Origin of the sequence: Synechococcus sp. CBW1002 (genome assembly GCF_015840915.1) — a bacterium.
Lineage (GTDB): Bacteria > Cyanobacteriota > Cyanobacteriia > PCC-6307 > Cyanobiaceae > CBW1002.
This window is the reverse complement of record NZ_CP060398.1, coordinates 2,544,706-2,560,734: the sequence shown is the minus strand read 5'-3', so window position 1 is coordinate 2,560,734 and position 16,029 is coordinate 2,544,706. Positions and strand designations below refer to the sequence as shown.

Sequence of the window (16,029 nt, the reverse complement as noted above, 5' to 3'; positions counted from 1 at the left end):
GGGCTCCTGCTCAGAACAACTCAGCCGGGTCGGCCGCCTGCAGCCGCCGCGTCGCGATCGCCCCCGAGGCCAGGCACATCACCAGCGTCAGCACAAACACCGTGATCGCCCGGCCAGCGGTCATGGCGATCGGCAGGCGCGTGGCATTGGCGGCCAGCGCATACAGCCCCACCGGCATCACCGCACCGGGGATGAAACCGAGCGCCGCCAGGATCAGGGCCTGCTCCATCACCACCAGCAGCAGATAGCGGTTGCGGAAGCCCATCGCCTTGAAGGTGGCGTATTCGCGCAGGTGGGCATTCACATCCGTCGACAGCACCTGATACACAATCACCACCCCCACCACAAACGCCATGGCCGTACCCAACCCGAAGATGAAGCCCACCGGGCTGGCCACCCGCCAGTAGTTCTCCTCGAACTGGATGAAATCGGCGTCACTGAGCACCTTCACATCATCGGGAAGATGGCGTTTCAGGGCCTCCACCACCGCGGCGGTGTCCTGATCCGGCGCCAGGGTGAGCAGCCCCACGCTCACACTGCCGGCGCTCACCCGCGGAAACATCCGCAGGAAGGTCTGGTCGCTGGCCATCAAGGTGCCATCGGCACCAAACGAGGCCCCCAGCCGGAACAGACCCGCCACCGTGATCGTGCGCCGCTCGATCTCCGTGGTGACCCGCTCACCCCGATCGATCCGATCGATCACCTCGGCGTACTGGCCCCGTGCGCCCCGGTCGAACAACACCGTATCGGGCAGTTTCAGCGCATCGGCCTGGGCCATCACCTCCGGCAGCCGCAGCACAGCAGCGTCGGGATTGAAGCCCAGCACCTGCACCGTGGCGCTGCGCAGGGTCTGGGGATTGCGCCAGGTCACGGTGCGGATGTACAGCCCCTGGGCATCCACCACCCCGGGCACATCCAGGGCCTGAAACAGGCGGCGGCGGGGAAAGGTGGAGAGGTTCTGCAGGTTCAGCGCCTTGGGGCTGATCAGCACCACATCGGCGTTGAAGGAACGATCCAGCCGGGTGTTGCTGTCGTACAGCGCCGCCTGGAAGCCCAGCTGCATGAACATCAGCAGATCGGCGAAGGCGATGCCGGCCAGCGCCACGAGGAAGCGGCCCAGTTCGTGGCGCAGCTGCAGCCAGCCGAGGGGGGTTCTCATGGGCCGATCACCGCGCGCACCTGCAGGTTGGTGAGGCCCGAGGCCCGCAGGTTGCTCTCCGGCGTCAGCGGCGCCCGCACCTCCACCACCCGGCTGTCGCTGTTGGCGCTGGGGTCGGTGTTGATCACGCTCTGGCGCAGCACGATCGCGCCGATCAGACCGACCCGCCCCTCCAGCGGACGCGGCAGGGCCGGGCTGCTGATCCGCACCGGCTGGCCCGGCTTGACCCGCGGCAGGTCGCTTTCATACACCTCCGCCACCACCTGCATGCGCCGGGTCTGGCCGATCTGAAGGATCCCGGCGTTGCCGGGCGATTCGCCGGCGCGGGCGAACACCCGCAGCACGCTGCCATCGATCGGGGAGCGGATCAGGTTGTCGTCGCGGGCGGCCTCGGCCTGTTGCAGGTTGGCCTGGGCCTGTTCAAGGCCGCGCTGGGCCGCTTCCACATCGAGATCGGTGCCGCCGGAGCCCGCCGTGCTGCGGGCCCGCTGCCGCTCCAGCAGCACCCGGGCTTCCTGCAGCGAGGCGCTCACGGTGTCGAGGGTGAGCTGGCGCGCGTCGCGCTCCTCGGCCGACACCGCACCGCTGGCGAACAGGGCCTGGTACCGGCGAGCTTCTGTGGCCGCCGTCCGTTGCTGGGCCTCAAGCGAGCGCACCTTGGCCAGCTGGCTGGCTTCGCCGCTGCCGGCATCGGCGCGGGCGATGGCCAGCCGCGAGCGCAGCAGGTTCACCTCCGCCCGGGCGGCGGCCACGGACGCCTCGAGCTGGGCCTGGTTGTCGAGCACCGCCAGCAGCTGACCGGCCTTCACCCCATCCCCCTGATCCACCAACAGCCGCTGCAGCCGGGGCTGGGCGCCGCTGGCCGTGGGCGGGGCAATCGTGCGCACCTCACCGATCGGCTCGAGCCGGCCGAGGGCCGTCACGGTGCGGATGGGTGGCTCGGCGGCAACCGGTGGGGGAGGCGCCGCCCGCCGCACCAGCACCTGCCGCCCCACCAGCACCGCCGCCAGGAGGCACGCCCCACCGCCGAGGAGCAGCAACTGGCCGCGGCGCGTGCGGAGCCAGGTGGCCTGCATGGATCCGTCGTCCAACTTCTATTACTATACGGTTTAGTTCAGTTTTTGGTTCTGGATTGGTGCCGTCTCCTCCCGCCAGTTCCGCCCGGCGTCAGCGCTCCCTGCGCAAGCGTGACGCCATCCTCGAGGGGGCCCGCGGCGAGTTCCTGCGCCACGGCTATGCCGCCGCCTCCATGGACCGGATCGCAGCAGCGGCAGCCGTGTCCAAGGCCACCGTCTACAGCTATTTCCTAGACAAAGAAACCCTCTTCCGTGCCCTCACCGAGCAGATGGTGGGCCATCGCCTCTCCAGCCTGTTCGGCGCTTCACCCCAGCAGGCCCTGCCCGCCGAGCCCGCCGCCGCCCTGCGCGAACTGGCCAACCGCTGCCTCGCCAGCCGCCATACCCATCCGGAGTTCCTCTCCTTCCTGCGCCTGGTGATCGGCGAATCGGAGCGGTTTCCCGAGCTGGCCAAGACCTTCGTGAGCCAGCTGGAACGCACCGGCGTGGGTCAGGTGGTGCAGTTGTTTTCTGCCACGCCCACCAGCCAGCCCGACCTGCGCGCCCGCATCTTCATGGGTGCCCTTGTGCATCTGATCCTCATGCAAGACCTCCTGCATGGCAGCGAGGTTGCCCCCGTCGACCGGGATCAGTTCGCCGACCTGCTGGTGCATCTGATGAGCGCGTCGGTCGGTGGGGAGGCCACGGCGGAGGGCACAGCAGAGGTCGATCGGGTGGCCAACGAGTGCTGAATGGAGCGACAAGCGCCTCGGCACATCGGTTGCTCAAGCCCAGGGCAACCTCACGAGCAGCAAGGGGATTGCGTCATCCTGGCGATCAATGCACCGGTGCCGTGACTCAGCTTCTGGCCCTGCTCCTGGCGGTGTTGCTCGCCGTGCCGGGCGCCCATGCCGCCGAACAGTTCAGCTGCGCAGGTGATCCGCTCAGCGCGGAGGTCTTTCAAGGAGCCGTGGATGCCACAGGCATCCCCAACAGCAATGGCGGCACTGTGCCTGGTGCGTTCATCGTGATCCGGTGGCGGGGCGTCAGCCTGCAGCTGCCACGCACCAATAACGCCGGTCCCCCCAGTTACACCGACGGGCGCTGGTGGTGGCAGGCGCTCGATCCCGACCGGCCTGAGTTCTCACAACGACGTGGAGACCTGGAGCGCTACAGCTGCGAGCGGCTGCCTCAGGCCATGGGCGCTGGCACGGGTGACGATGCTGAGGCTGTGTGAAATCGTGACCTCAGGCCCGAGATTGGACCTGTGTGTTCAAGAGAGAGCCGAACAACAGGGATCTGTCCAGCGATGGTGGCGACGGACCCAGAATGTTCAGGGCCTGGGGATACCGAGCAATTCAGCCCCATACTGCTCACTGAACATGGCCTGAAGCTGCCAAGCTCTCAGCAGTGATTTGGAAACCCTGCGGAGGTCTTCAAGTTCGGTGCAGCTGTCGATGGCTCGTGAATGAGCCTCGACAAAGAACTCTCTGTTGATGGAAAGAGACTCAGTCATGGCAATGGCGATGGGGTTGGGCAACCGAATCGGCTCAGCGTCAACCGATGCCCAGCAGGCCGCGGGTGAAGGCTTCGCCTCCCAGGGCGAATTCGGTGGCCAGCAGGGCGGTGAAGCCGAGCATGGCCATACGGCCATTCAGCTTTTCGGCGCGCTCGTGGAAGCCCCAGCCGCGCTCGGCGCTCACCACTTCCATGCGGGGTTCCGTGGCGAAGGCATTGAGGCGACCACCGTCTTCGGTGGTGACAGTGGCACCGCGGATGGCGGCGCGATCAAGGGCGCTGGGAGCAGAGATAGTGGCCTGGGTCATGGGTGGAGCGATCTGAATGAAAGAACTGTAACAGATTATTACGGGTTCCCATCGATCTGCCGTTTCGCGGGCGTCTGCTCGATCAGCGACAAGCCGCTAAGCGCTCGGCTTCTCGGCGACCACCGCAAAGAACGGATCCCCCTTGCCGCCCAGCCAGCCCAGCGGTCCTGCCGCCCGGGTGGCTTCGGCGATCAGCTTCGGCATGGGCCAGCCCTGCGCCACCAGCACCCGGGCGACGATCTCGAGATGGTCCCGGTCGTCGCCATCGGTCCAGATCCGCGTGGCCTTCTGAGCGAACATGCGGTTCGAGAAGGACACGATCAGCTGGCCGCCGGCTCGCACCACCCGCAGCAGTTCGGCCGCCACCTGCTCGGGCTGCTGCAGGTATTGCCAGCCGGCCACGATCAGGGCCGCATCAACGCTGCCTGACTCCAGGGGCAGGCGCTGATCGACGTTGAGGTTCTGCACCCAATGGCGGCTCAGCCGTGGGTTGGCCTCCAGCTCCCTGGCATTGAGGCCATGACCGATCACCTCGACGGCGCTCAGGGTTTCGGGCAGATGGCTGACCCAGCTGCTCATCAGATCCAGCACCACCGCCCCCGGCGGGATCCTCTCCTGGTAGAGCGCCGTGAGCCGGCTGCGAAACGCCCCATCGAGATGGTGCACAAAGCGGGGTTCGGCATAAAACAGGCCGTCATCGGAGCGATCCTGTTTCCAGCGGTCCTGCGCGCTCAGCACGGGATTGGCCATGGTTCACTCCACTCCAACGGGATCGGTACTGCAGGCCCTGGGACGCGGACAGACCAGCAGGCCGTCCTTGGGCGAGGGGCTGGGGATGATCGCCAGCGTCAGGTTCTGATCCGGCTCCAGCGCCAAGGTCAGCGGCTTCAGCAGCCCCACGATCAGCAGCCGGATCTCCAGCTCCGCCAGCGCCTTGCCGAGGCATACCCGCTCACCACCGCCAAACGGCAGCAGGGTGGCCGTGCAGGTTCCAGCCAGATGCCGCTGCGGCCGGAAGACCTCCAGATCCTCCGTGGCGGAGCCGTGGCGATGGCTGGCGACGATGCTCACCTGCACCACCCGATCCGCCGGCACCAGCACCCCATCCAGGGCAATGGGCTGCCGGGTCCGGCGAAAGAAGCCCCCCACCGGCGGGGTGAGCCGCATCACCTCCTGCACCACCGCATCGAGCCGCGGGGCCCGAAGGGCGTCGTAGGCGGTGGTGGCCTCCCCCGGTGGAGGGGGCCAGGGCAAGCTGTCGAGCTCCTGCTGCAGCCAGGCCAGCTCCGCTGGATGTTGCAGCAGGGTCAGCACCAGGCAACTCAGCGCCGAGGCGGTGGTTTCGTAGCCGGCGAACAGCAGCAGGAGCAGCTGCTCCGCCACGTCGTCGTCGCCCAGGGGCAGGCCGGCCTCATCCAGACCTCGCTGCCAGCAGATCGAGTCCGCCGGCAGCGAGGGGCGCTCCGGAGGCAGCGGCGGCCTGCGCCTTGTCGAGCACCGCGCCCAGGCGCCGCAGAAGCCGCTGCCGGGCCTGGCGGGCCCGGGCGAAGGGGCTGCCGGGCAGGGCGAACGGCAGAGAGAAGAGGCCCTGGCACCAGGTTTCGAAATCGACGAACAGGCCATCGCGATCGTTCGGATCGAGCCCCAGCACCGTGCTGGCGATCACATGGAAGGCAAACCGCCGCAGCCTGGGCACCAGGGCCACGGGGGCTGCGGCGCTGAGCAGCTCCTGGCTGAGCGCATCGACCAGCGCCACGATCGCGGGGCTGTAGCGCTTCAGGGCCGCGGAGGCGAACAGCTGACCCACCACCCGACGGCGGGCCTTGTGATCGGCCCCGTTGCGGTTGGCCAGCGACAGGGGCCCCAGCAGCTGCCGCACACTGTCCGGCCACCAGCCCTCGATGGATTCGCTCTGGGCGAACAGGTCGCTGATCGCCCGGTCCCCCCGGATGAAGACGGTGCGCTGCCCCAACAGGGTGGTTTCGTGGACATCGCCATAGCGCTCGAAGTTCGAGCGGGCGAAATCAGGGTCGCGAAAGAAGGCCAGGGTCTCCAGCACTCCGCTCACCGCTGGCGTGCGGGGCAGGGGCCGAAGGGTGTCGGGATCGGGGGGCAACCAGCGTCATCCGCAGTGGTTCCCAGGCTGGCAGCCAGCAGAGGGCATCGCGACGCCGGGGCCTGCAGACCAGGGGTTGATCGCTGGCACGGAAGCCTGTCAGGAACGCGCCACGATGGTCACTCCGTGATTGCGCTGTGACCTTGCCCGGCCCTGATCCCTCCACCACCGATTCCGCTGGCCCTGATCCAGTCGGCGCTGCTCCAGCTGGCAGCGAGGCGCGAGAGGCTGCACCCGCTGCCCTGCTCGAGCGGCTGGTGGGGGTGGCCGGAATGGAACGGGGACACCGCCGACTGGTGCTGCTGCTGCCCCAACTGGGGGATTTCGACAGCCTCGAATACGCCCAGGCCGTGGTGGCGGCCCTGCCGCAGCTGGAGTCTGCCGGCATCGCCGTCCTGGCGATCGGCATCGGCCATGAGGACAGCCGCCAGCGGTTCTGCTCCTTCACGGGGTTTCCGCTCGAACGACTCCAGGTCGATCCGGATCCCCAGCTGCATCGGGCCCTGGGGCTCTATGGGGGCTTACGGGGGATCGGCGGGCCCTGGCCGAACCTGCTGCTGATGTGCGCCGGCATCGGTTCGCCCGGCACCCTGGCCGAGGTGCTGCGCGGCTACACGGGCGATCGAGGAGCTCCCCAGCGGATCGCCGACGACGAGACGATCCGGGCAGGTCTTTTGCCGCCGATCAAGGGGTCGTTCTTTGCCAGAGCTGGTGGAACGGGATTCCAGCGACCCTTCGAGCTGGCCACGGTGCGCCTGCGCAACATGACCGAAGTGCTGGGCCACTGGCGCACCTACGTGCCCTCCGACGACCACCTGACCCAGAGGGGCGGCACCTTCCTGCTGGAGGCCGACGACACCCTGCTCTACAGCTACCGGGATCGCGGCATCCTTGGCTTCTCGGCAACCATGGCCAGGCCGCTCAGCTTCCTGGATCCTTTCCTCACGCCATCAGGCGGAGAACCTCAGCAGCCGTGAGATCCTGCGCGGCCCGAGGCGGTTCATCCCCTGCGAGGGATCAGAGCCGTGCCAGCAACTCGGCCTTCTTGCTGCTGAATTCCTCTTCGGTGAGGATTCCCTTGGCCTTGAGATCCCCGAGGCGCTCCAGGGCAGCGTAGGGATCATCAGAGCCGCCGGTTGTCGCGGTCGCGGCAGGGGCGGTGACGTTGGCGGGGGCAGTCGCGGCGGTGGTGTTGGGGTCCGTCGCGGCAGTGGCGGTGGTCTGCGCCGGGCCTTCGGGGGCCAGTTCGCTTGCCAGGCTGATCTCCGGGAACTGGGACAGGGGCCGATCGCCCTCCGGTGTGGAGAGGATCAGATCACCGGTGCCGCTCTGAAGGGAGACGCCGCGGATCGCCTGGCCGCCCACATCAAACACCCTGCAGTGGCCGCTGTGCTCCACCGCCAGCCGACCTGCAGCGGGGAACACGGCGTAGCGCAGCTCGTTCTGGGCACCGCTCGAAGCAGGAACGCCGAGCTCAGCCGGCCACCAGCTCGGCTGCTGCTGCATCATCGCCATCGGCTCCATGGAACCCATGGGCTGCATGGGGCTCATGGGTTGCATGGGGCTCATCGGTTGCATCTGCATGGGAGCCATCACCGCGGCCTGATGCTGTGAGCCCGAGCCACTGCTGCTCTGCTGTTGAAGGCCGCCAGCGTGGCTCTGCTGCTGCTGGCTGAAGCCGCCGGCGGGCGAGAAGCTGCTGAGACTGACGCTCCCAGCCGGGGTGGAAAACACCATCCCACCGCCACCTTGCTGCTGGGAGAAACCAGCGATCTGGTGGCTGCCGGTGTCGTAGACGCTGACCTGACCGTTGACGTCCACCGCAAGCCGCCCCGCACTGGGGAAGACGGCATAGCGTACGCTGTTCTGCTCACCGGTGGCTGAAGGGGCACCAAGCTCGGCGGGCCACCAGGACTCGCGGGGGTCGGGAACGAACAGTGGTGCTGCCGATGCCGCCGCTATGGGTTGAGACGCAATGGCCGCCGACACATCACGGCAGAGGCCATCAACCCGGGCCTTGAGTGCGTTGTTGAACATGTCGCCGATCATCAACATGCCACCTGGCATCCACTGACCGGAGCCACCGAACTCGGGGTGGTTGAACTGAGCCATGCCACCACGACTGCGGAGCATGGCCTGCATCATGTGGACGACGGCGGCATCGCTGAAGCCGTGACGCTCGCCGAGTCCCCGGGCGACCTGGACGCCTTCCTGGGTGATTTGTTCCATGGTGAACTTATTTGAGCCTCAATGTTCAGTGGTCGAGCCTCTGGTGCCAGAACTCTCTGCTGCCAGAACCCTGGATCGCCAGGGGGAAGTGCCAGGGAGTTGTGTCAGGGGCAGGAATGGCTGTCAGATCACCTTATGCAACCAGCGGCTTGGCCCTGCCAAGCCTGACCCGGTGCTGACTGACTGACATATCGGCGAGAACCTCTGCACCAGAAAGACTTTCAGCTCATGCCCCGGGCCAGAGGGGCTCCCGGAAGGGTCCGCGAATCCCATCCAATCGGGCAGGCATCCCAGGGCCCCGCTCCTTGCCGAGCGGCTCAGCCGGCTGCTCCCTGGCTGCGCGTCCAGCCATCTGCTGGTCTTGCCCTCATGGTCGCCATCGGCGTGCTGGTGGACAGACCCTGCCCGGGAGCCGGGTGCCGATGGGAGACGCGACAGCCGAAACAGCAAGATCAGGTGGCAATGGTGACCAACTGATAGATGGCAGCGTCGAGCTCTGGCGAGACAATCGTACCGTCATAAAGCTGAACAGATCCAATATAGGCCTCGCCATACACTGCTTTTTCGCCGGAGTCGTAAGACTTTTTGTAAGCATTCAGGGGTCGGGACAGCACGCGGCGAACATCGTCTCTGCTGAACCCTTGACGGCGTCCTGATTCCCGTTTGCATCTCAGGCAGAGACTGCTTGAGATGGGCGCCCCTCCTGCTGGCATTTCCGAGGTGGACTGGTTGTCGTGGCCAGCTGGTGCCAGGGAGTTCATCCTGGCTCAACAGGAGGAGATGGTGCAGCTCCGCGTCCAGCTCACCGCCCTGGCGACCGAACTGGCCCATCTGCGCGAGCGGATCGGCCGCAGCTCCCGCAATTCTTCCAAGCCTCCCTCCAGTGATGGCCAGGGGTTTAAGCCGCCCGAACGACGCAAGGGCAGTGGCCGCAAGCGCGGCGGCCAGCCGGGCCATCCCGGATCTGGGCCGGAGCTGCTGCCGATCGAGCGGGTGGATGAGGTGGTCGAGCACCACCCCCAGGCCTGCCGCCGCTGCGGCACGTTGCTACAGGGTCAGGATCCCGAGCCCTTGAGGCACCAGGTGATCGAGATTCCACCGATCACGCCTCTGGTGATCGAGCACCGGCTGCACCGCCTGGTCTGCCCCTGCTGTACCACCAGCACCTGTGCCTCGTTACCGGCGGAGGTGGAAGTAAGCCATTACGGTCCCCGGCTCAGTGCTCTGGTGGGTCTGCTGGGTAGTGCCTTCCCGTTGAGTTTCAGCAAGACCCAGGCGCTGCTGGATCAGCTGCTGGGGGTACAGATCAGCCGGGGAGCGATGGCCACTATCCGCCAGCGCTTGAGTGCAGCACTGGAGCAGCCCATGCAGGAGGCCCTTGCGTTTGCCCGTCAGCAGTCGGTGGTCTATGTCGATGAAACCGGTGCCCCCACCGGTAATGCCGATGGGGGCAACCCCGATGGCCGGCGCGGCTGGGAGTGGGTCATGGTGACCGCCATGGGGGTGACAGTGTTCTTGCAGAGCCTGAGCCGCTCGGCTGCCGCCGCGATCGACCTGCTCGGGAATGCCTTTGGCGGAATTGTGGTGAGCGATCGCTTCTCCGCCTACAACCATCTCCCGCTGGAGCAGCGCCAGCTGTGCTGGGCGCACGTGATCCGCGATCTCACCGCCATCGCTGACCGTCAGGGCGCCAGCGGTGAGATTGGAGCGGAGCTGCTGGGCCTGCAGCAGCAGCTGTTTGCCCAGTGGCACCGCTACAAAGACGGAACGATCGACTGGTCCACGTTGCAGCAGGGCTGTCGGCCGATCCGCCAGGCGTTTGTGGGCACGCTGCAGCGGGTTGTGGAGCTGGGCTGCCAGCGCGGCGAGCGAACGCCGTGGGCCAAGACGGTGCGTACCTGCCATCAGTTGCTGCAAGTGAGCGATGGCCTCTGGACCTTCCTGGAGATTGAAGGGATCGAGCCCACCAACAACGCAGCCGAGCGTGCCCTGCGCCATTCGGTGATTCAGCGCAAGATCAGCCATGGCGTCCAATCCCGCCAGGGTGCAATCTGCCGCAGCAGGTTGCTCACGGTCACCACCAGCCTGCGGCAACAGGGCCGTGATATCTGGCAGTTCCTGGAGCAGGCCTTGATCGCCCATCATCGCGGCGGTGAGATGCCATCGCTGTTGCCGAATCCCTGAGCCGGCCGTCATCGATCGTGGTGTCTGTGGTTGCTCGTTGATCAACGATCAGGGGTGGAATGCTGCGCTGCTGCGTCACGGCCCCTGAACGGATACGACTTTTTTATGACTTTGAGAGTGCCGATATCCAGCGACATGAACGTCCAGTATCCACGGCTTAGCTTATCCTTGGAAATTTCTGTGCCGGTGATTTCGTCCAGCTTGGCGATGAAATCATGATTGCTGCTTGCTTGGTCAGCACTGGATTCCTCGTCAGGGAATAATGTCTCCCCCTTTCAGATTGCTTGACCAGCAGCAGCACCCAAAGGGTCTGCCTCAGAGATAAAGCAGATCGTATCCGACGTGTGAGCTGGCAGGGCCTGGATCGCTGCTGGCCGCCATGGGGATCCTGAGTGATGTCCAGAGCAAGCGCTGGGAGCCTGGACAGGTCTCGCCCATGGTTCTGATCAACAGTACGCACAGTCCGCCCCGAACCCTTGCAGCACTGGGCCTTTCAGCAAGCCAAGCAACTCGCAGTGCACAGTCATGCGACGATCACCGGGCTGCGATTTCTTTCAGCGCCCGATAGATTGCCGAGTAGGCAACAGCATGGGACGCGCCTTCAAGATAGGTAAGATCGAGTTTATCGCCACCGATTCTCCTTGCGACCATCATGCCATGGTCATGGACTTCCACCAATCACAGTGTCTTATCGTCCGCCGAGAGTACACCGATGAGCGGCTCGGAAGCCTGAAGCACGCTCTCATCTTCGACATAACCGGGATTATCGGTCTTCGCTTTCCAGACATTGGAACCTTGAACGACCGAGCCCTGGACTGAATCGATGACGACCGAAAGGGAGCGCGGCACCTTGACGATCTTGCCATCCGACTCCAGGATGATCGTGGCCTGACCCGGCGGCAGGTTCTGAAATCTGGCGCAGCCTGCGAAAGACAAAAGCCCACCAGCCAGGCCCATTTCATTCATGCCATCAGGAACGACATCCTTCAGACCCAGGGCATTCAGTCCCACCACGCCATAGCGACTGGTCCACTGCAGGCCACCACCGGACTTGCCATCGGGACCATTGCCCTGGATCGCCGTCCCCCGCTGAATCAGTACCGCATTGCTGTTCAGCGGCTGACCGAACTCCATCGTGCGGCCATCAAGGCGACCGCCATCGTTTCCCTGCAGGGTCAACAGGCAACGCTCTCCCTGATTAGCTCAGGAGGAATTGGCAGAACCAATCAGAATCACGATGCAACAGAGGAAACGCATGAATCGAGGGATCTGCCCAACAGAGAAGAGCAGAGCGCGATCCCATTGCATCAAAACTGCATCAATGACCATTCTCAGCGCAATGTCCAACCATGAGAGCCATGGGCTACCGCCAGTCGAGACCTGGCAGAAAGGGAACAATCGCCGGGGTGGACGTCATGTAATCGGCGTAGCCACTGTGCATGGAACACAGACGCTGCTCTTCTCGCCGGGCCTTGAGGCTGAGCACGGTCGCCAGCGCCAGCAGCAGGCCCAGGTGCAGCAGGCTGCCGAGGGCCAGGGTCACCCCCAGGGAACAGAGCAGCAGCGACTGGTAGAGAGGATGGCGGCAACGGCCGTAAGCGCCCTCGGTGACCAGAGGCGCTCCGGCAATCGGCTCCGGCAGCGGACTGAGACTGTCCCCGAGGTTCAGGACTCCCTGGCCGCCGATGATCAGGCCGATCAGGACGATCAGCCCTCCGATCAGGCGCAGGATCAGAGGCCAGTGAATCCCCAGGTCCAAGGGGGCCGGCGTTGGTGGCAGCCAGTGGGCGGCGATCAGGCTCATCTGCGCCAGGACCCACCACTCCCCATGGCGGTTGTCCCGCAGCCCCTCCCAGGAGAAGCCCCACTTCTGCATGCGTTCGTTCAGTTGGCTCAGCATGATCCGATCTCTACAGGTGCAGGGGGTTGGCCTGGCTGGCGCCACAGGCCCAGCCATTCGTCGTTGCGCTTGTCCACCGAACCAGTGGCCGGCTGCCAGATTTCCGCCACCAGGCCCGCCTGGCGCAGCAGCGCTTCCACCAGCTGCGGGTCACTGCCCCAGGGAGGACCGCCTTGCCGGCCGTGGCACCAGAACAGGCCCAGCAGCCAGCCTCCAGGGGCCAGCAGTCGGCAGACGGTGGCGATGTAGTCCTGCCGCAGGCCGGGATCGATGGCGCAGAAGCAGGTGTGCTCCACGATCCCGCTGAGGCTGCCGGGAGCCAGGCCCGCCTCCGTCAGGGCCTGTTGGTCGAACAGATCGGCCTGCAGCCACTGCAACGTGGCCCGGGCCTCGCCATGGAGCCTGCGGGCCTCGCGCAAGGCCTCGCCACTGAAATCCAGGCCGATGGCGGCGAAACCGAGGTCTTCGAGCAGGGCGGCCTCATGGCCACGGCCGCAGCCGGGCACCAGCACCCTGCCCGGTGACTGGGGCGCCAACGGATGGGTTCTCAGGAACTGGGCCAGCGGTGGGGCGGCCTGGCCCAGTTCCCAGCCGTCACCGCCCTCTCGGTAGCGCTGATCCCAGCGGCTCGGATCAGCGATGGGGGCCGGCCTGGGGATGCTCATGATTCAAGTCTGCCTCGCCCAATCACGGCATGCGGTTAAGGGCATGGAGGCATTGCCGTACCTTGACCTTCTCACGCCCTGGTTCGCTGGGGGGCAGGGGTTTCCTGTTCCCCATCGCGAGACGGTATCGGAGCGATCGCTTCCGTCACCGCAGGCGTGGCTGTGGCTCAGGTGGGGCCCTGGGGGTTGATGCCTGAGCAGGGGATGGGCCAGTCCAGCTCGGCTCCGACAGACGATCCCGGCGTTCTGAAGAATCGGGTCTCCTGGCAGTGCGAGAGGCACCGCCAGGATGGATGGATGAACAACGAGGCCCCTGGCACCGCACCGCAGTTGATTGACGGTCCCGACGTGGCGGCAGCCACCGTGCTCCTGGCCGATCTGCAACCCCCCACCCTGATCCTGCAGGGGGAGCGCGACACGTTCGGCCGCCCGGAAGAGGTGGCGACCACAGCTTCAAGCCCACCCGCAGCTCCGGCCTCAGCGAGGAGCAGAACCTGGCCACGGCGGTGGCCTGTAGCCACGCCTTCCTGAGTGAGCGACTGGAGCGCCTCAGCCAGGCAGCCGATTGATGCCACTGCGTCACAACCCATCAGCACCGGATCCACCCATCCGGATCCACCCATGACGCATCAACCCCCAGCCCACAGCGAGCGCTACGACGAGGCCCTGCTCTGGGCCGCGCAGCTGCACCGCAACCAGACCCGTAAAGGCAAGGGGGTGCCCTACATCTCCCACCTGATCGCGGTGAGCAGCCTGGTCTGGGAAGACGGGGGCAGCGAAAACGAGGCGATCGCCGGCCTGCTGCACGACGCGATCGAAGACGCGGGCCAGACCCACGGCTCGATCGCCGAGCGCTTTGGCGAGGAGGTGGCCGGGATCGTGCGCGACTGCACCGACACCCAGTGGCCAGTGGCGCAAGGTGCCCCAAAGGAACCCTGGCTCTTGCGCAAGACCCGCTATGTGGCGGGCCTGGAGCACAAGAGCGATGGCTCCCTGCGGGTGACGGCGGCCGACAAGGCCCACAACGCCCGCGACATGGTGCTCGATGCCCGCCTCGATCCCCACAGCTGGGAACGTTTCAATGCCGGCCTCGATGGCAGTGCCTGGTATCTGCTGCGGATCCACCAGACCCTGAGCCACCGCCTGCCCGGCAGCCGCTCCAATGAACTGCTCGGGGAAGCGGTGAAGGAGATCCTGGCCAGCGAGGCCTACCGACGGCTGGTGCCGGCCGGCATTGCCCCGGCGGTGTGGGCAGCGGGGTATGAGGAAAGGGTGAAACGGCCATCCTTGGAGCCAACGGCACCCATTCCGGCGTCGGATTCCTGAACCGGAGAGCAGCCAACTCCCGACTATGGCGATTTCCTTCCGGAAGGGCCTACGCCAAATCCGTCAGGCTGACCGCCTCGCCAGACACGTCTCGAATTCCATGCTCCCTCAGTTCCTGGGCCAGGCCCTGCTGGCCTGCCTGACACCACTTCTCCTGCTGCTGGGATTCGTGGCCCCTGCCTGGGCTGCGTTCTCACTGCCGTCGCTCCCCTATCCCGTGGATGCCCTGGAGCCGGCGATCGACGCGACCACCATGACCATCCACCACGACCGCCATCACGCCGGATATGTGACCAACCTGAACGCGCAGATCAAGGCCAATCCGGCTCTGGCCAACCTCAGCCTGGATGAGCTGCAGGGGCAGATCTCGCGCTTTCCCGAGGCGGTGCGCAACAACGGCGGTGGGCACTGGAACCACAGCCTGTTCTGGGCCGTGATGGCACCGGAGGGCCAGGGAGGAGAGCCATCCGAGCAGCTGCTGACAGCGATCCAGGCCGGTTTCGGGTCGCTGGAGACCATGCAGGCCCAGTTCAACCAGGCGGCAGCAGGGCGCTTCGGCTCGGGCTGGGCCTGGTTGATCCGCAGGCCCGATGGCCGCCTGGCGATCACCAGCACCCCGAACCAGGACAACCCGTTGATGGATCTGCCCGGCATCGAACAGGGAACACCGTTGCTGGGGCTGGATGTGTGGGAGCACGCCTACTACCTCCACTATCAGAACCGCCGGCCCGACTACATCAAGGCCTGGTGGTCGCGGCTGAACTGGTCTGAGGTGAACCGCCGCTACGAAGAAGTATCGGCAGCCGGCCTGTGACCCTGCCTCCAGGCACGTTTCCAGGCCTCCACGACCTCACATTCATGACCGGCAATCTGCGGGCGGTCGGCACCATGGCAGCGTCCCATGGGCTGCTGGGTCTCGGCCAGTTCGCGGCCAGGGCGACACCACCTTGATGCTCACCCCTCGGGGCATCCCCAGCGCTGCGGCCCGCGTGAACGCGTCGAGGCCGGCGTTGACCATGCTGATCAAGCAGCTGTCTGGAACTGGATTCCGAACCAGCACACCGCTTGTCAGTGTGAGCGAGCCTGCATCTGAGAGCAAAGCCAGACCCAGACGGAGGAGATGGACCTGCCCCATCGACTTGCTGGTGAGAGCCAGTTGAAGGTCGTCATCGGACCAGTCTGCGAGCGTCGAACGTCGCCACCGCTTCGAACAACGCTCAGATGGAATCCGGCTGGGACCCATCCCCCTGACGATCACCGTTGGTTTGCCCGACGCCGGCGCGGCAGGGCGTCAGCATGAGCGGGTTCACCCGAGGCAGCTTCTCACCAGCCTCCAGCTAGGGATGGTGTTGCTCAGGGATGGCAGGACATGCGTGATCGACAGGCCGCCGGGCATCGGCCAGCGGCTCGCCTTCCATGGCTTCAGCGGCAACATCCCGGGCTTCCTCAGGGCTCTGATTGCTTGTGCCAACAAGTCGTTCACCACCCAGGTGGTGGTTCACCGCCTCTTCAAGGTGTTCGATGGCACGGTGGAAGTCCCAGCGCCGACGACGAGCCCTGGGTGGCTCT

16 protein-coding genes and 1 pseudogene are annotated in these 16,029 nt (G+C 65.9%); 6 read left to right on the top strand and 11 right to left on the bottom strand.

All coding sequences use genetic code 11. The features are described from left to right. Positions 1–10: 10 nt before the first annotated feature. Positions 11–1,159 carry an ABC transporter permease DevC gene (devC, locus tag H8F24_RS12655; protein ID WP_197169862.1) on the bottom strand — a complete coding sequence of 383 codons (1,149 nt, stop codon included), beginning with the start codon at positions 1,157–1,159 and terminating at the stop codon, positions 11–13. Continuing rightward, positions 1,156–2,235, bottom strand: coding sequence for an HlyD family efflux transporter periplasmic adaptor subunit (locus H8F24_RS12650; protein WP_197169861.1), 1,080 nt, complete (start codon positions 2,233–2,235; stop codon positions 1,156–1,158). The genes devC and H8F24_RS12650 overlap by 4 nt, the downstream gene beginning before the upstream one ends. 59 nt (positions 2,236–2,294) lie before the next feature. Between H8F24_RS12650 and H8F24_RS12645 the strand changes: the two genes are divergently transcribed. Together H8F24_RS12645 and H8F24_RS12640 are read left to right on the top strand one after the other, a co-directional pair. Further along, a complete protein-coding gene (locus H8F24_RS12645) occupies positions 2,295–2,966 on the top strand; it encodes a TetR/AcrR family transcriptional regulator (protein ID WP_304623194.1) in 672 nt (223 codons plus the stop codon). A gap of 101 nt (positions 2,967–3,067) precedes the next feature. Then, entirely contained in the window at positions 3,068–3,451 is a 384-nt protein-coding gene (locus tag H8F24_RS12640; protein WP_197169859.1) for a hypothetical protein, read from the top strand. A 96-nt stretch (positions 3,452–3,547) separates the two neighbouring features. Here the strand turns inward: H8F24_RS12640 and H8F24_RS12635 are convergent, their stop codons facing one another. The 4 genes and pseudogenes from H8F24_RS12635 to H8F24_RS12620 form a co-directional block, all read right to left on the bottom strand. Next, complete coding sequence (locus H8F24_RS12635; RefSeq protein ID WP_231597808.1) at positions 3,548–3,754, bottom strand: hypothetical protein; 207 nt, start codon at positions 3,752–3,754, stop codon at positions 3,548–3,550. Positions 3,755–3,770: 16 nt separating this feature from the next. Further along, positions 3,771–4,040, bottom strand: a complete 270-nt coding sequence (locus tag H8F24_RS12630; RefSeq protein WP_197169858.1) for a high light inducible protein — start codon at positions 4,038–4,040, stop codon at positions 3,771–3,773. Positions 4,041–4,136: 96 nt separating this feature from the next. Further along, positions 4,137–4,790: a class I SAM-dependent methyltransferase gene (locus tag H8F24_RS12625; RefSeq protein WP_197154187.1), complete on the bottom strand. Its 654-nt coding sequence runs from the start codon at positions 4,788–4,790 to the stop codon at positions 4,137–4,139. 3 nt (positions 4,791–4,793) lie between these two features. Then, positions 4,794–6,108: pseudogene (locus tag H8F24_RS12620) on the bottom strand (cytochrome P450). A gap of 320 nt (positions 6,109–6,428) precedes the next feature. Here H8F24_RS12620 and H8F24_RS12615 point away from each other — a divergent pair. After that, positions 6,429–7,133, top strand: a complete 705-nt coding sequence (locus H8F24_RS12615; RefSeq protein ID WP_197159183.1) for a peroxiredoxin-like family protein — start codon at positions 6,429–6,431, stop codon at positions 7,131–7,133. 40 nt (positions 7,134–7,173) lie between these two features. Here the strand turns inward: H8F24_RS12615 and H8F24_RS19500 are convergent, their stop codons facing one another. Together H8F24_RS19500 and H8F24_RS12605 are read right to left on the bottom strand one after the other, a co-directional pair. Then, entirely contained in the window at positions 7,174–8,385 is a 1,212-nt protein-coding gene (locus H8F24_RS19500) for an SHOCT domain-containing protein (RefSeq protein ID WP_231597807.1), read from the bottom strand. Between the two features lie 452 nt (positions 8,386–8,837). Beyond that, complete coding sequence (locus H8F24_RS12605) at positions 8,838–8,999, bottom strand: hypothetical protein (RefSeq protein ID WP_197169857.1); 162 nt, start codon at positions 8,997–8,999, stop codon at positions 8,838–8,840. Positions 9,000–9,075: 76 nt separating this feature from the next. On the opposite strand from H8F24_RS12605, the gene H8F24_RS12600 reads away from it, so the two are divergent. Next, on the top strand, positions 9,076–10,569 hold the full coding sequence (locus H8F24_RS12600; protein ID WP_197169856.1) for an IS66 family transposase: 1,494 nt from the start codon (positions 9,076–9,078) through the stop codon (positions 10,567–10,569). Positions 10,570–11,247: 678 nt separating this feature from the next. Here the strand turns inward: H8F24_RS12600 and H8F24_RS12595 are convergent. The 3 genes from H8F24_RS12595 to H8F24_RS12585 form a co-directional block, all read right to left on the bottom strand. After that, positions 11,248–11,748: a linear amide C-N hydrolase gene (locus tag H8F24_RS12595; RefSeq protein ID WP_231597806.1), complete on the bottom strand. Its 501-nt coding sequence runs from the start codon at positions 11,746–11,748 to the stop codon at positions 11,248–11,250. Between the two features lie 184 nt (positions 11,749–11,932). Next, complete coding sequence (locus tag H8F24_RS12590; RefSeq protein WP_197154183.1) at positions 11,933–12,469, bottom strand: isoprenylcysteine carboxylmethyltransferase family protein; 537 nt, start codon at positions 12,467–12,469, stop codon at positions 11,933–11,935. Beyond that, a complete protein-coding gene (locus H8F24_RS12585) occupies positions 12,463–13,134 on the bottom strand; it encodes a methyltransferase domain-containing protein (RefSeq protein ID WP_197154181.1) in 672 nt (223 codons plus the stop codon). Before H8F24_RS12585 ends, H8F24_RS12590 begins: the two co-directional genes overlap by 7 nt. Positions 13,135–13,755: 621 nt before the next feature. Here H8F24_RS12585 and H8F24_RS12580 point away from each other — a divergent pair. Beyond that, positions 13,756–14,460 carry an HD domain-containing protein gene (locus H8F24_RS12580; RefSeq protein ID WP_197154179.1) on the top strand — a complete coding sequence of 235 codons (705 nt, stop codon included), beginning with the start codon at positions 13,756–13,758 and terminating at the stop codon, positions 14,458–14,460. A gap of 100 nt (positions 14,461–14,560) precedes the next feature. Next, entirely contained in the window at positions 14,561–15,274 is a 714-nt protein-coding gene (locus H8F24_RS12575; RefSeq protein WP_197154177.1) for a superoxide dismutase, read from the top strand. Positions 15,275–16,029: the final 755 nt, after the last annotated feature.